General features: G+C 56.5%; 13 protein-coding genes and 1 pseudogene. 6 read left to right on the top strand and 8 right to left on the bottom strand.

Annotated features, from left to right (window positions below; genetic code table 11):
* The first annotated feature begins 344 nt into the window (after positions 1-344).
* The gene (locus tag LB462_RS29420; protein ID WP_224515437.1) at positions 345-545 is read left to right on the top strand and encodes a cold-shock protein; all 201 of its coding nucleotides are present in this window, start codon (positions 345-347) and stop codon (positions 543-545) included.
* Between the two features lie 583 nt (positions 546-1,128).
* Here LB462_RS29420 and LB462_RS29415 read toward each other — a convergent pair.
* On the bottom strand, positions 1,129-1,755 hold the full coding sequence (locus tag LB462_RS29415; protein WP_224515436.1) for a hypothetical protein: 627 nt from the start codon (positions 1,753-1,755) through the stop codon (positions 1,129-1,131).
* A gap of 590 nt (positions 1,756-2,345) precedes the next feature.
* Here LB462_RS29415 and LB462_RS29410 point away from each other — a divergent pair.
* From LB462_RS29410 to LB462_RS29395, 4 genes are all read left to right on the top strand, one after another.
* Positions 2,346-3,779 carry a cytochrome ubiquinol oxidase subunit I gene (locus LB462_RS29410; protein ID WP_224515434.1) on the top strand — a complete coding sequence of 478 codons (1,434 nt, stop codon included), beginning with the start codon at positions 2,346-2,348 and terminating at the stop codon, positions 3,777-3,779.
* A 1-nt stretch (position 3,780) separates the two neighbouring features.
* Entirely contained in the window at positions 3,781-4,788 is a 1,008-nt protein-coding gene (cydB, locus tag LB462_RS29405) for a cytochrome d ubiquinol oxidase subunit II (RefSeq protein WP_224515432.1), read from the top strand.
* Positions 4,788-4,937, top strand: a complete 150-nt coding sequence (locus LB462_RS29400; protein ID WP_224515430.1) for a DUF2474 domain-containing protein — start codon at positions 4,788-4,790, stop codon at positions 4,935-4,937. Before cydB ends, LB462_RS29400 begins: the two co-directional genes overlap by 1 nt.
* A gap of 1,156 nt (positions 4,938-6,093) precedes the next feature.
* Positions 6,094-6,933, top strand: coding sequence for a phytanoyl-CoA dioxygenase family protein (locus LB462_RS29395; protein ID WP_224515428.1), 840 nt, complete (start codon positions 6,094-6,096; stop codon positions 6,931-6,933).
* 357 nt (positions 6,934-7,290) lie between these two features.
* On the opposite strand, the gene LB462_RS29390 is transcribed toward LB462_RS29395, so the two are convergent.
* The 7 genes and pseudogenes from LB462_RS29390 to LB462_RS29360 all read right to left on the bottom strand — a co-directional run bounded on the left by LB462_RS29390 (position 7,291) and on the right by LB462_RS29360 (position 12,227).
* The gene (locus LB462_RS29390) at positions 7,291-7,656 is read right to left on the bottom strand and encodes a hypothetical protein (RefSeq protein WP_224515427.1); all 366 of its coding nucleotides are present in this window, start codon (positions 7,654-7,656) and stop codon (positions 7,291-7,293) included.
* 114 nt (positions 7,657-7,770) lie between these two features.
* A complete protein-coding gene (locus LB462_RS29385) occupies positions 7,771-8,085 on the bottom strand; it encodes a hypothetical protein (RefSeq protein WP_224515426.1) in 315 nt (104 codons plus the stop codon).
* A gap of 142 nt (positions 8,086-8,227) precedes the next feature.
* A pseudogene (locus tag LB462_RS29380) lies at positions 8,228-8,786 on the bottom strand (OmpA family protein).
* 27 nt (positions 8,787-8,813) lie between these two features.
* Positions 8,814-9,236, bottom strand: a complete 423-nt coding sequence (locus tag LB462_RS29375; protein WP_224515423.1) for a hypothetical protein — start codon at positions 9,234-9,236, stop codon at positions 8,814-8,816.
* A gap of 87 nt (positions 9,237-9,323) precedes the next feature.
* Positions 9,324-9,692 carry a response regulator transcription factor gene (locus LB462_RS29370; protein ID WP_224515422.1) on the bottom strand — a complete coding sequence of 123 codons (369 nt, stop codon included), beginning with the start codon at positions 9,690-9,692 and terminating at the stop codon, positions 9,324-9,326.
* Positions 9,693-9,780: 88 nt separating this feature from the next.
* A complete protein-coding gene (locus tag LB462_RS29365) occupies positions 9,781-10,416 on the bottom strand; it encodes a response regulator transcription factor (protein WP_224515420.1) in 636 nt (211 codons plus the stop codon).
* Positions 10,413-12,227 (bottom strand): sensor histidine kinase, encoded by a 1,815-nt coding sequence (locus LB462_RS29360; protein ID WP_224515418.1) that lies wholly within the window; start codon positions 12,225-12,227, stop codon positions 10,413-10,415. The genes LB462_RS29365 and LB462_RS29360 overlap by 4 nt, the downstream gene beginning before the upstream one ends.
* A gap of 464 nt (positions 12,228-12,691) precedes the next feature.
* Here LB462_RS29360 and LB462_RS29355 point away from each other — a divergent pair.
* Positions 12,692-14,417 (top strand): arylsulfatase (locus LB462_RS29355; RefSeq protein ID WP_224515416.1); only part of this gene is annotated, 1,726 nt, incomplete at its 3' end.

The raw sequence follows: 14,417 nt of genomic DNA, 5'->3' as shown, positions 1-14,417 counted from the left end.
GAAAACGAAACCTACCCGGCCGCGGAACAACCAGTGCACAGCTCCAGATCGAGTTCAAAATTGAGTCCCTCCGTTACAGCGCCCTATGTCCCCCGGCTCGTAGTTAAACAGAAGCCAGCAGCAAACATTCGTTTGAAAATGCCGAGACCTGGCAACCCTGAAGGCGCGGAACCAACGACCCATCATTCCTTGCCAAGACGCCCGATCTTCCACTCATAGCGGGACTGAATAACGACGCTCAACGTTCGTGGAAGCTTGGGCGCCGAGCACTTGTTGCGAATACATGTCAATGGCTATAGGTTTGCCCGGCGGCAATTCACTGCTGAACCTTCGAGGCAAAGTGCATGGCAACTGGGACAGTCAAGTTTTTCAATACGCAAAAGGGTTTCGGGTTCATCACGCCGGAAGGTGGAGGCACGGACGTGTTCGTGCACGTCTCCGCTATCGAGGGTGATGCGCTGAATGAAGGGCAACGTGTAAATTACGATCTGGGGCAAGATCGCAAGACCGGGAAATCGAAGGCGGAAAACGTGCGGGTGCTTTGAGTCGATAGAAAATTCATTGGGACACTTCGGTTAAAATCGCCTGTGCCGTCTCGCTCACCCCATTATACCGGGAGCTGGCTTCGCATCCTGAAATTGGGCTCCAGCTATTACGCCATGAGCGGCCCTATGCGACGCTCCCCAAGGATCAGCACAGGCCAGCCTGTCCAAAGGGGGCTTCGCAGAAAATTCCCTTGGGTGACACTCGCAAGCCTATGAAACATCCGGGCCTCTGTTGCCAGGTCGTTTGTGATTTGGAAGCTGGAGTGGGCGGTATCCCCGATCGCGCGCCTTGCGGCACTGGTCCCGCTTTAAACTGCCCGTGTGGGTTCGCCCCCTTTTTTAGCACCCTGTTTGCTAGCATCCGCGATATCTTTCCGCTCTTCAATGCGTACAGCGCGCCGCTGCACCGGTGGTCAGAGCATTGGCCAGAACCTCGCGTAAAACGGATTGCTCAAGAGACCGCGCAGCATTTTGACCGGCAGTGTCTTGGGAACCTTAAAGCCTGCAACCCGCTTGGGTCCGGCTTTGCGTTTTTACCCATGGTTTGGTGAACGTGGAAAAGCCAGTCGGTTCCCACGCTGCTTCAACTGCGCTTCAGTGTGTAGGATCGAGCTCGCTTGCGTCCGGTACTCATATCGCGCGTGGCTACACGTTGCACTTCTTCATCCTCGGGGCCAAGCATGGGACGGTCCATGTCATCGGCCGTTGCATCACCCGACGAACTCGCGACACCCTCCACGGTTGAGACCTGCGGATCGCCAGTCCGGTCGTACTGGGAGGGAGGCAAGTCTTCTGATGCCGTTGGCGACCAGCCTTCCGAACGCCACGACTGCGCTCTTTCGTCGATGTCGACGCTGCCCTCGTCATCGAGAATGTCAAGGGCTTTGTCGGCCAGTTCGCCGCTCACCTCCGTGACGGTCACCAAAAACCCGCCGCGGCGAACGCCCTCGAAGTACGCGTCCCTATCCTCGGCGGGAAAAAAGAAATCGCCAATAGATTCCCAAAAGCCCATGCGGCGCTCGTCGGACGTTGCGTTTGGATCCAAGGTGTCGTCGCCTTCGACGAGACGAACTTTATTGTGATCGATTCCGGCATCCACCAACCGCAATACGGCTCGCTCCGCCATTTCGCGATCTTCGTAAAACGCCGTCAAAGTAGTGGAAGCGCTTGGGTCATGATCCGCGCTTGAGACTTCGTTATAACTGGACATTTTGCAGTCTCCGGTTGTTTGATCCCACTCTCATGCCGCCCGTTTTGGAAGTGACGCTAAACGCAACGGCACGTTCCAAAAGTCGGTCTTGCGCTGCTAACAAACGGCTTCTCAAATGGTTCCCAGAGCCGCACGTTGAAGATTTTCCTGGACTGTCCCGAGCCGCGTAACTGCCCAAGACGGAATGTTCAGTGGCATGATCACCCAGATTTGCAATGTTCACGATGGATGGATTGGGTCCCCGCCACGCCCACGGCGCAAAATAGAGCCACTGCCCGTGGGCTCGTCTGGTCGCGCGGCGAAAAACACCTCCGAAGCAGAAACGTGCATCCAGGAAGCAGAGCTGCCGACCATTGGATAATTTTGTGACTGTCGTATGCGTTTGTTCATTGATTTCGCGCTGAGCTCTTCTGGGCCGCCGGTCTAATTGCGACCGCACTGCTTGCCATCGCCAATTTATTGGTGGCCAAATTCCCGCAGCGATAGTAATTTCCAGCAATACGCTGCGGACGGTTTGTATAAAACTCAGCGTCTTGGTCACTGACGTTTGCGGGCCGGGGCAGATTGATACAAACACAGGAACGAATTCCATGCTCGGATTCACTGCGCTTGAGCTGGCCCGATTTCAGTTTGGTTTTACAATTTCATTCCACATTATTTTCCCTGCAATCACGATCGGTCTTGCAAGCTACCTCGCCGTTCTTGAAGGCTTGTGGTTGTGGAAGCAGGACGTCGTCCATCGCGACCTGTACCATTTCTGGTCGAAAATTTTCGCGGTTAATTTTGCCATGGGGGTGGTATCTGGCATTGTCATGGCCTACCAGTTCGGCACGAACTGGAGCTATTTTTCTGCATTTGCAGGAAGTATCACGGGCCCGTTGCTCACCTATGAAGTGCTAACCGCATTCTTCCTCGAGGCGGGTTTTCTCGGTGTCATGCTGTTCGGATGGAACAAGGTGGGTCCAGGCCTGCATTGGTTCGCTACCATCATGGTGGCAATCGGAACACTCGTGTCTGCAACTTGGATCCTTGCATCGAACAGCTGGATGCAGACACCGCAAGGATTCGAAATTATCAGTGGCCGCGTTGTTCCGGTAGACTGGCTGCAGGTCATTTTCAATCCCTCCTTTCCCTACAGACTGGCGCATATGACCGTGGCGGCATTCCTTGCTACCGCCCTTTTCGTCGGCGCATCCGGTGCGTGGCATCTGCTTCGGGGCAATGATATTCGTCCGATACGCATTATGCTATCGATGGCCATGTGGATGCTGGTTCTCGTCACTCCGTTGCAAATCGCACTCGGCGACGCCCATGGCCTAAACACCCTCAAATATCAACCCGCCAAGATTGCAGCGATGGAGGGCCACTGGGGAAACACGCCGGGACAAAGCGTGCCGCTTATACTGTTCGGATGGCCCGACATGGCGGCTGAAAAGACGAAATTCGCGGTGGAAATTCCTCATCTCAGCAGCCTCATCCTTACCCATGAATGGAATGGCCAGTTTCCCGGGCTTAAGGAGTTTGCTCCCGACGACCGGCCAAATTCAACGGTGGTTTTCTGGACATTTCGCGTCATGGTGGGTTTGGGTGTCCTCATGCTCTTGTTGGGTGTATGGAGCTTGCTGTTACGGTATCGCCGAACCTTGTACCAATCGAAGCCGTTCTTGCGCTTTGCCGTTGCGATGGGGCCCTGCGGACTGATCGCCATACTCGCTGGATGGCTTACCACCGAGATCGGCAGGCAACCTTGGGTGGTCTATGGTGTCATGCGAACCAAGGATGCCGTGTCAAACCATTCGGCTCTGGCGCTGTCGACGACGCTGCTGGTTTTCATCGTGATCTACATCGCAGTTTTCGGCACCGGCGTGAGTTACATGTTGAGGCTGGTGGCCGCAGGTCCGGCGGACATTTCTGATTCTGAACGGCAAGGTTCGCATCAGACACAGCGGCCGGCCAGGCCACTTTCGGCCGTGCCCGACGACGTGGATCCAACAATTGATCTACCGGAAAGCGAGGACCGATAGCATGGGAATTGACCTTCCGCTAATTTGGGCAATCATAATCGCATTCGGGTTGATGATGTATGTCATCATGGATGGTTTCGATCTCGGCATCGGGATCCTCTTTCCGTTCGTGCCGGACCGCGATGACCGCGATACGATGGTCAACACCGTCGCCCCCGTATGGGACGGCAATGAAACGTGGCTCGTCCTTGGCGGCGCGGCTTTGTTGGCGGCCTTTCCGCTGGCCTATTCAATCATCCTCAGCGCTTTGTATTTTCCTCTCTTTTTGATGCTCGGAGGCCTCATCTGGAGAGGTGTGGCATTCGAATTTCGCTTCAAAGCAAATGACAGTCATAAGCCATTTTGGGACAAAGCCTTTGCCTGGGGATCGTATGTTGCAACTTGCTCGCAGGGACTTGCGCTTGGAGGCTTTATCAATGGCTTTGAGGTCAAGGATGCGGCATTCAGCGGCGGTGTTCTCGATTGGCTTACCCCGTTCAGTCTCTTCACGGGGGCAGCGCTGGTTGTGGCATATGCGCTGCTTGGCTGCACGTGGCTAATCATGAAAACCGAAGGCGAATTGCAGCGCCGTATGATCAAGCTGGCGCGCCCAGCCACCCTGGCAGTGCTTGCAATTATCATCATCGTCAGTATTTGGACACCGCTGGCGCATGCCGATGTCGCAAACCGCTGGTTCGCCTTACCGAATATGTTGTTTTTTGCCCCGGTGCCAGCGCTTGTATTGGCTACAACTTGGGCCATCCTTCGCCTGCTTGGGGGTGAGCCCCACGTCGGGCCTTTTTTGTTCACCTTGTTCTTACTGTTTTTAGGCTACAGCGGGCTCGCTATAAGCCTTTGGCCAAATATAGTGCCCCCTGCGATATCCATTTGGGAAGCGGCAGGTCCAGCGGAGAGTATGGGTTTCACCCTTGTCGGCGCGCTCCTCGTGATACCGTGCATTCTGGCCTACACGGCGTGGTCATATTACGTCTTCCGAGGAAAGGTAAAACCAGGCGAAGGCTATCACTGATGCCGTCGGAACGGTCTCCTGTACCCGAGCACAGCCGGCTTCGACGGCTGGGATGGCTGGTGCTGATCTGGGCCGCAAGCGTGGCAGCACTCGGAATTGTGGCCGGTCTTTTTCGCGTCCTCATGAGTGTTGCCGGTCTTACTGTTTGAGACAAGTTAGCGGATACACCCTGACACGTGGTGGTCGGTGGCTGTTCGGCAGATTGGTGAGGGACCCAGCAACAGCCGGCGAGACTTCGATACATGTCGCCGTTCACTTCGACATAGGATTGACTATAGAGGATGCTCCTGATGGGTCGCCAATGATCGGACCACCCGATGAATCTCATTCGGCAGCAGCGAAGTGACGGTTACGCCCGGATAAATGTCCTCCGCACATTTACGCCGACAGGATTTGTGCAGTTACAAAGCAGCGGCAGCCGTACAAAACACACCCAGATGGTCAGTTTCCTTTTCTTGCAATAGCAGCACATTTGTAGTTGCTGATCTAAGGATCGTCAGCAGCGGTCTTCTCCCGGGACGCAAGTGAGGTCAAGCCTCACCGAATTAATTGGCAATCAATGAGCCTTGTTTTTCTACACAATCGTAGCGGCGCGGAACCAAGTTTTTATGCTTGAGTTTCCAGCCTGCCGAGACAGTCGGCTGTGTCCCTGATGACTCCCCTGCCCCAATTCGTGGCTGATACCAGGCGGTGACGGGCTCACCGTCATTTTCACTGACAGTCTGATCAAGGTCAGAGGCGCTCGGCCGCGATCCGGCCCGCGATTGTAGTGCGTATCCGGCAGGCCGGGTCCGGACTTGCCCGTCGCGATTCATTAGAGTTTAGTAATTCGGTCCGGCGCCCACCTGCTAGAATCGGCTCTCCAGGCCGCATGGGCGGTGATCGCGGTCATTATGATTTGATGTTGCTTATTCACCCAGGACCTCGTGATGATCAACCCTAACGCAAAAATACGCATATTCATCCCGGATGAGATACTAACAAGTACCGTCAAAACGTTCAGCAATGCCAGGGATGCGCTTGCAGCGATGCGCGAGCATTCAGTCCTCAAGGTAGATGTTGACGGATACGGCCCAATGACCCCGGATGAGTTTGTTGCCTGTTGCGCCGAACTCGGCTTGTCCAGACAATAGCTGGCATGCACCTCCTTTGCGGTTATGCTTTGCTCCTGTTGCGCCACAGGTTGATCACCCAGACGCCCTCGGCTGCGAAAATTGCAAATCGGCTTACACAGACAAGTGTTCAGCTTAATTGACTTATAATTATAACCGTCCATATTGATAATAATAAACTGTGCGAGGTTCCATGAGCAGCACTGGTCAACCGCTAGCTGACGAAATTGAACGCGATCTACTGACGCTGACGACCGATGGAATCGTTGGTAGGAAATCAGCGTTCCCGCGCGAATGGGCTGAATCGATGCGCGAAGATATGATGACCGCTTTCTGGTCTGCGATTCAGCAGCCAGGCGGAGCAGTAGGACGCGGCCCGCGGCGCTGGTATGTGGAAATCCATCCTGAGGAATTTGGAGGCTTTGTTGACCTTGTTACGCACCCGTGGGTTGTAGGGATGTGTGAAAAGACGCTTGGAAAGAACTACCAAATTGTCGAAATCGGTTTTGATGTTCCTTTCCAAGGTGCCAAATATCAACCTTGGCACAGAGATTTCCCCTCTCCGGCAGAAACCTATGCAGATCGGCGCATCACGTCCCTGGCTTTTAACTTGACGGGTGTGGATGTCACGGACGACATGGGGCCGTTTGAAGTCGCGCTTGGCACGCAATACGTTGACGGTCGTGCGTGGAAGCATGAAATGTTTCCGCCCAAGGAGAGCTGGCAGGAGTTTCAGAGCAAAGCCGTTCGCAAGTTTCCCCAACTCGGCGATATTTCCTGCCGTTCGGCGCTGACCGTGCATAGGGGAACAGCACATGCATCACCGATTGCCCGACCCGTGCTGGTGCTGGGGGTCGATGCTCCCGGAGCAGGACACGCGGAGCTGCATGACCTGATGGTGACCCAAACCTATTTCGATGCCTTACCCGATTCAGTGAAAGAGCATTTGGTATGTCGGGTGGTCGATGCGTTGGAACCTGTGATTCAAAAGCACGACATCGAAGGATTGGTTATGGGTGCCGATCCTGAATAATCTGCTGAGTTGAACTCTCTTGGCACATTGCTTACGCCGGCAAGGCTGATGTTGGCAGGAACTGATTCTAGATGGAATACTTGTCGTCGTTCCAACCGTGGAGCCTCGGCCCCGCGTTCCGCCCAAAGCTTTTCCGGCCGGATCTCGGACTCCGTGCGGGAGACGTAACCTCGGAGCCGTCGAGGGGAAAATCAACAGCACGGTCGATTCCTAACCTGTCGACTCGTCCAAGGTGCCTGCAACCACCGCTCCCCGCTCTCCCATGGGACGTGGTGCACCGGTGGTGCTGTCCTTTGCAGTTTGCTGCTCGAGTTTTGCATTAAGTTCGGCTCCGAAGATCGGGATTATCAAGGAGATTCAGGTCCACGTCATCAGGCCGACGACCGCGCCCAAGGTCATAGGTTGCATTGCAATCTGCAAAGTTGGCGAGATGGACCGTGAAAGCGGCGGAGGCAATGATCCATACCAAGGATTCTGATTGATCCCATCTGCCTCTCCTGGTTGCCAAGTGGCCTCCGCCTTCGGTGGCCACAGCGAACTCGTCGCGGAACTAGGGGTGCCGTCGATCATCTCGTAAACAGCTTTCGCGCGACCGCGCGTTGCCATAAGCGAAGAAGGGCCAGCGAAGGGCTCACCGCCGATGTGCCAGCCGTCGGTATGACGTTCCTCGATCAGAACCCACATAACCGATCTGAAGGCCTCGGACCCCGCGAATTTTACCATGACATCGGTAATGCTTTTGCCAGCGCGTGTTTCTGGGGGCTGGTGAACCCGCCTTCCAATTATTTCTCTGGGCGCCAAAAGGCGACGTCCGGCTATTTGATTGCGCCACGATAATTATTGCTGGCCGCAGTAGCGCATTGTTGCCGTTCCGACAGTTTGAAACGTCCCGTTGCTGGTTACTGTCGTTGCGCAGATTGTCGTTTTGGGATTCCACCAATACGTGATCGAACCTTGCTGTTGGGTAAACGAGTACCCGCGCGCGCGCATCTGAGCTTGAGCGCCGGCGGCAGGGGCATTTACCAGATCGGCAAGGTCGACCGGTGCGCCCTCCGCCGTGGTAGCGGTCGCATCCATCGCAGGCGGCGCGGCTGATGCTGGCACGCCGTCAGAAGTGGTGCCATTCGACTGGCATCCGGTAAGAGACATCATCGCTAGTATCAATATTGAAATTGCAGCGCGCATTCTGTGTCCCCCATATTGCACCGAGCCCCCCGCTGGATGTTTCTCCAAATATGACAATCAGATGTTCCGTCACAACGACCTGCAAACGCCCGATACGTCGCATTGCCCGTTACTTGATCCGGCCAAGGTTGATCAGTTGCACGCGCCGGTTGTCCGCTGCCTTTGGATTACCCGGATCGACGGGCATCTCCTGGCCCACGCCAACGGAAGAAAGCCGGTTGCGCGGGATGGCAAACGTTGTTGCCAAGGCTTCTGTAATCGCATCGGCGCGCTGCTGGCTCAGCTTCAGATTGTGTTTGGCATCGCCCGTCGAACTGGTGTGTCCAACCACCAGGAACTTGTAAAACATCAAATTGGGATGATGCAGCGCATCGGCGATCAGGCCGACCGTGCGGTATGACTTCGGTTCGATGGCGATGGAATCATTCTCGAAATCAATCTCGACCAGCAGCTGCGACAGGTTGGCAAGCTGGCTCCAGTTTGGCTGGCCGGCAACGCCTTTGCCAACATTGGCATTGGCTTCCTGCGTGAGCAAAGCCGGGTCAATGACGGGCGCTGCCTTGGAGATCTGGCTCAGACTGCTGATTGCTGAGCTGCTGAGCCGAGACGTTGCCGGCGGCGAGCAGAAGTCCCAGCGCCAATCCCGCGCGAAGGTGACGAACAAACATTTTCTTTCCCTCGATTGTGGTCATGATCTAGCGCCATCCCGCATCTGTGATTGCCTGGTTGCATTTGCCGTTGTCGACGCGTTTCGACTTCAACAGACAGGCCAGAATGTTGCCCTCCCCTTTGACGCCCCCGCAGTACTGCGCGGCATCGTGCGCACATATCTTGAAGAACCCGGTCTGCGCCGCCTGCCGCTGCTGGATCGAAGCGGACACCTGCCCAAGCGTCGAAGTACAGGTGGGCGAAACCTTTGCTTGGTTTTTCTGCAGGCAGTCCTGAATTTGATTATTGCCGAGATTGAGGCCCTTACAGACCTTCTTGATGTCCGCGCCACAGTCCTTGGCAAGCGCCGTCACCGCATCGGCATAACTCATCGTATCGGCTCGACCAATCCCAGCCAAGGATAGCGAAGCGATCACAATCGCCCCGCCAATTAAACTAGATCTGTTCATTGCTGATACTCCCGAGATTGATTCCAGCGGCAGTCTATCGAATGGCTGAGAAGTGGCTATTGTCCTTAAGGGAAGGCAATCGTTCGCCTAAGCGGCCAACGCCTTGTCGATGGCGTTGATCAGGGAGGCGGCGGCAAATGGCTTGCGCAAATACGCAATGCAGCCTGCCCGCGCCGCTTCCGCTTCCAAAGCATCGTCTTCGAGAGCGGTCATGAAAATCACCGGAAGTTTTGAGCCGGCGTCCCTCAATTGGCGCTGCAATTCGATCCCGGACATGCCGCCAAGATCGACGTCGAGCACGAGGCAGTCGATTTTAGTGACGGGGCGATCCAGATAATCTTCGGCCGACGAATATGCTTGTGTCGTATATCCGTGGACATTGAGCAGCCGCTGAACACTTTTCAACATACTCGGATCGTCCTCCACGACAGCAATCGTCCATGGCAGCTTTTCCACCTGATCCTCTTTTCAGCCGGTACATCGGCTTTGGATGATAGGGCTGAAGAACGACGTCGTATACTGTCCTAAGGGGAAGAGCAGAGCATCAAGCGCGGCGCATTGGCTTGGGCGAAATATCCAACAATCCCATTCTCTCGGCGATCGACACCGCTTCCGCCAGCGACTTGGCCCCCAGTTTTTCCATGACGCAGTGCCGGTGCGCCTTGACGGTTCGCTCCGACGTACTGATGGCGTAGGCGATTTGCTTGTTGCGTTTTCCTCGGACCATTTGACAGAACACCTCGGATTCCCGCGGGGTCAAGCTGGCCACGAGAGCTTCTAGAGCATGGACGCGGTCATGTTCCGCACGCCGCCTTTCGTTCTGCAGCAGGGCCCGATCGATCGCCTCCTTCAGTGCCTCTCCTGAAGCTGGCTTCTCCAGGAAATCTTCGGCACCGGCCTTGATAGCGCGCACGCCGGCCTGGATGTTGCCCTCGCCGGTGAGATAGATGATCGGCAGCAGCGGCGCTGTTTCGGCAAGACGCTCTTGCAAGGCGCTACCGCTCAAGCCGGGCAATTGGAGGTCGAGGACAATGCAACCCGGTTCCGGAGTCGGCAACGCTGTCAAAAACTGGTCGCCCGACTCATAGAACGCCACGCGGAAGCCATATGATGCGATCAATCGGCCCACCGCAGTTCGAAACGAGTCGTCGTCGTCGACGATGTGAATGATGGGAGTCATGTGACGCACCCGCTTCGCACGAGAGGCAGGTTGAAACGAATGACAGCGCCACCCTCGGGATTGTTGCCGGCCCATATCTTGCCTGCATAGGTTTCGACGATCATCCGCGCGATGGAAAGACCAAGCCCCGTTCCCGTCGGCTTGGTCGTATAAAATGGATCAAAGACGCCGACGAGCTGTTCGCCGGGAATGCCATCTCCGGTATCCGAAATCGACAACTCAACCTTGGATCCCTTGGTCAGCCGGGTCTGGAACTTCAGCCTTCTCTCGGTCGACGCCACGTCGAGCATGGCATCCATCGCATTGGTGGCGAGATTGAGAATGACTTGCTGGATATGGACCCTGTCGGCCCGCACCCGCAATTCGTCCGTTGCGCCACTGCAACTGATCACGATGCTTCGCCGCTCGGCCTCCGGGCGGAGGATTTTGATCGCGCTCTTGATCACCTCGTTGAGGTCGAATTCCTGCCAGTCGATTTCACTGCGCTTTTTCAGCAGTCCCCGCAGCCGCGTGATGATGTCACCGGCCCGCTGGTCGTCGTCTTTTATGTCGACAAGGATCTGCTTGATCAGATTGAGATCGGGTGTCTCGCCCCGAAGCAACAGCTCCCCCGCCTCGGCGTTGCTGCGGATCGCGCCGAGCGGCTGGTTGAGTTCATGCGCGATCGAGGCGGTCAACGCGCCGGCCGTCGCGGACTGGTTGAGATGCACGAGTTCGAGGAGACGGACGCGCAATTCCAGTTCCGCGGCGCGGCGGCGGCGGCGTTCGACAAGCAGGCCGGCAATCACGACACCTTGCGCCGCGATGACGGCGATTGTGGTGAGTACCGCCAGCCAGTGCTCTTCCCAGAGGGTTTTCTCCTTGAACCATTGGACAGTTCCCGCGGGGAGATCGCTTTCCGACAACCCCCAACGCTTCAGTTGTCTCGCATCGGCAATATAGATCGGCGCAGCGTCGACACTGACAATCGGGTTTCCGGCAATCGCATCGAGGGCGAGGTCTGCAACGGCCAGACCCAGAGACTCGAAAGTGACCATGTTGCCGCCGACGATGCCGTGATCGATATAAGTGGGATAAGGTCCGTAGATCGGTGCGCTAGCCGTTGCCGCAATTTGCCTGATGGCCTCGCGTGGAATGAAGTTACGGCCGGTGCTGTCCTTAAAAATAGTCAGGGCTAGAACGATGCTGTCCGGGGGAAAGCGAGCGGCACGCTGGACGAACTCGTCGATGGTCACGTTCTCGAGGTAGGTGGTTTCATAGTTCTTGGCCAAATCCGCAAGGTCGGCACGCGCCGTTGCAAGCCACGCGCGGTCCAAATCCGCCGATCCCCCGATAATGAAGAGATGCCGCGCCTTCGGCTGCAGGCCGCGCGCCATCTCGAGCGTCTTTACTATGTCATCCTTGTTGAAGACTCCGATCACATCGCCCGGCAAGTGTATGTTCCCGGCGGTGGATCTGCTGAGGCCGGTGGTGACGATACGCGCACCTGGAGCGACGGTGTTTCGGTGGGTGGCAATGAAGCTCGCCGATTCGTCACTGAGCGCAATCACCACATCCGGCCGACGGTCGCGATACTTGTCGGTGAGGAAGTGCGCCATTTTCTCGACATGGGCTTTCTCCGGAAATCTTGTGAGGTCGAGAAATTCCGAGAAAATATCGACCTTGCCCGCGGTCCCTTCCCGCAGCCGGTTTCGCACTGCTTCTCCCGCTTCGGTCGTTGCCGCTATTCGTTCGTCGTAAGGATAAAGAATAAGGACACGGGGCACCCGGCCCACGATCTCCATCGAGACGGCCTGTCCAGCGGCCAGCATCGGGAGAACCAGGAAAAAAAACGCGGCCGAGGACCGGACAATCCGGCTCGATCGAACCTTCCAATTGCACACCATGAACGTTCTTGCCCCCAACAAGACGGACCCATAGTAACAGATTGAGCAGAGGACGGTATCAGTGGAAGTATGTAGGTGATCCCACGGGAATGCCCGCTCCGACGTGCGCCCCGGATGGTCGTCGAATTGACGGGCCACGGGCGACGTTCCTTATTGCCTGGCGTTGTCTCGTTTGCCCTTAAGTACAATATCGCTTCGCACGGCTCTTACGTAGGATCCCGCCGACCTGCGCACCGGGAGGCGTGTGGGCCTGGAATTTCGACGATAGTTCTGGCTTGAGCATCAGGGTCAACACGTTGGTCGCGACGTGCACTGTCATGTCCTGCGCTCCATCAATCACCTCGTTCGAACGATGTCAGGCTGGAAGCTTCAAACGGAGGAACTGGCAAATGAACGGCAAATTCTTGAATTACGGCCTTGGCGCATTGACCGCCGCGGCCCTTCTTTGCGGCAGCGCTCTTGGTCCGGCACAGGCGCAGGACACGCAAAACAAGCCCAACATCCTTTTCATCATGGGTGACGACATCGGCTGGATGCAGCCCGGTATTTATCACCGCGGCCTGATGGTCGGGGAAACGCCCAACATCGATCGCATCGGTAATGAAGGTGCGATGTTTACGACCTATTATGCCGAGCAGAGCTGCACGGCAGGGCGCAACGCGTTCCTGACCGGGATGCACCCGCTGCGCACGGGCATGATCCCGCCGCAGCTGCCGGGCAGTCCCTCTTACCTCAAGCCTGGAACGCCGACTTTGTCATGGTTCCTGCGTGACCTCGGGTACAACACCGGCGAGTTCGGCAAGAATCATTTGGGCGATCACACGGACTCCCTGCCGACGGCTCACGGTTTCCATGAGTTCTGGGGATATCTCTATCACCTCGACGCCATGCAAGGCGTTAGCTTCCCCGACATCAACAAGACACCGACAGAGCAGACGGTTGCACCGCCCTGCAAGAACACGCCGATCCCCGGCCTTACTGAAGATCCAGCGGCCGTTGATCCCAAGACAACAATCTGCCTGACACCGCCGCGTCCGATGCTGGCCTGCAAGTCCTCCGACGGCACTGCCGCCAACCAAACCTGCAAGGACGAAGGCCCGCTGACGCTGGAACGCTCGAAGACGGTTGACGAGGAAATCTCCAGCCACCTCATCGATTTCCTTGACCGCAACGACCCGAAGAAGACCAACAAGCCGTTCTTCGCCTGGTACAATCCGGCCCGCATGCACGTCACTACAGTTCTGAACGACAAATACATGGGCATGGTGGGCGAACCCGGCGGCAAGGACTGGGGCGTCAACGAAGCCGGCATGAAGCAGATGGACGACAATATCGGTTACGTGCTCAAGAAGCTGGAGGAGATGGGACAACTCGACAACACCATCATCGTCTTCACCACCGATAACGGCGCGGAAACCATCACCTTCCCCGACGGCGGCACAACCCCGTTCAAGGGCGGCAAGCTGACCACTTGGGAAGGCGGAATGCGTGCCCCGATGGTCGTGCGCTGGCCAGGTCATATCGAGTCCGGAACCGTGAAGAACGACATCTTTGCTTCGCTTGACTGGCTGCCTACCCTGGTCGACATCGCCGGTGGTCCAAAGGCCAACGAACTGAAGGCACAGGTCGAAAAAGGCACCTATCCCGGTATCGTCAAGACGACGCTCGACGGCGTCAACCAGCGCGATTTTCTTGAAGGTAAATCGGATAAATCCGCCCGCGACACGTTCTTCTATTATTCGGGCAAGGACCCCTCCGCCGTCCGCTACAAGAACTGGAAGATGTACTTCGCGATGGTGTCCGATTCACCGGAAGGCTTCCTCAACGGCGTGGTTCCCTACCACTGGACCCAGGTCGTCAACATCAAGCGCGACCCGTTCGAAACCTCGGTCGGGCAGCAAATCAAGACGCTCATGGGCCAAGGCGGCACGCTTGCCGGACCCTTGACCGCCTACATCTACGACTGGAACCTCCTGCCTATCGGCCAGGTGTTGTGGTTGAAGGAGCTGCAAAGCTACGTCGACTTCCCGCCGATGCAGGACCCTGCGAGCTACAATCTCGAGCAGGTCGTCCAGCAGGTGAAGCAAATGAGTGCCGAACGCCGCGCCGGCGAAT

Origin of the sequence: Phyllobacterium chamaecytisi (assembly GCF_020164455.1) — a bacterium.
Lineage (GTDB): Bacteria > Pseudomonadota > Alphaproteobacteria > Rhizobiales > Rhizobiaceae > Phyllobacterium > Phyllobacterium chamaecytisi.
This window is presented reverse-complemented; position numbering and strand designations above follow the sequence as displayed.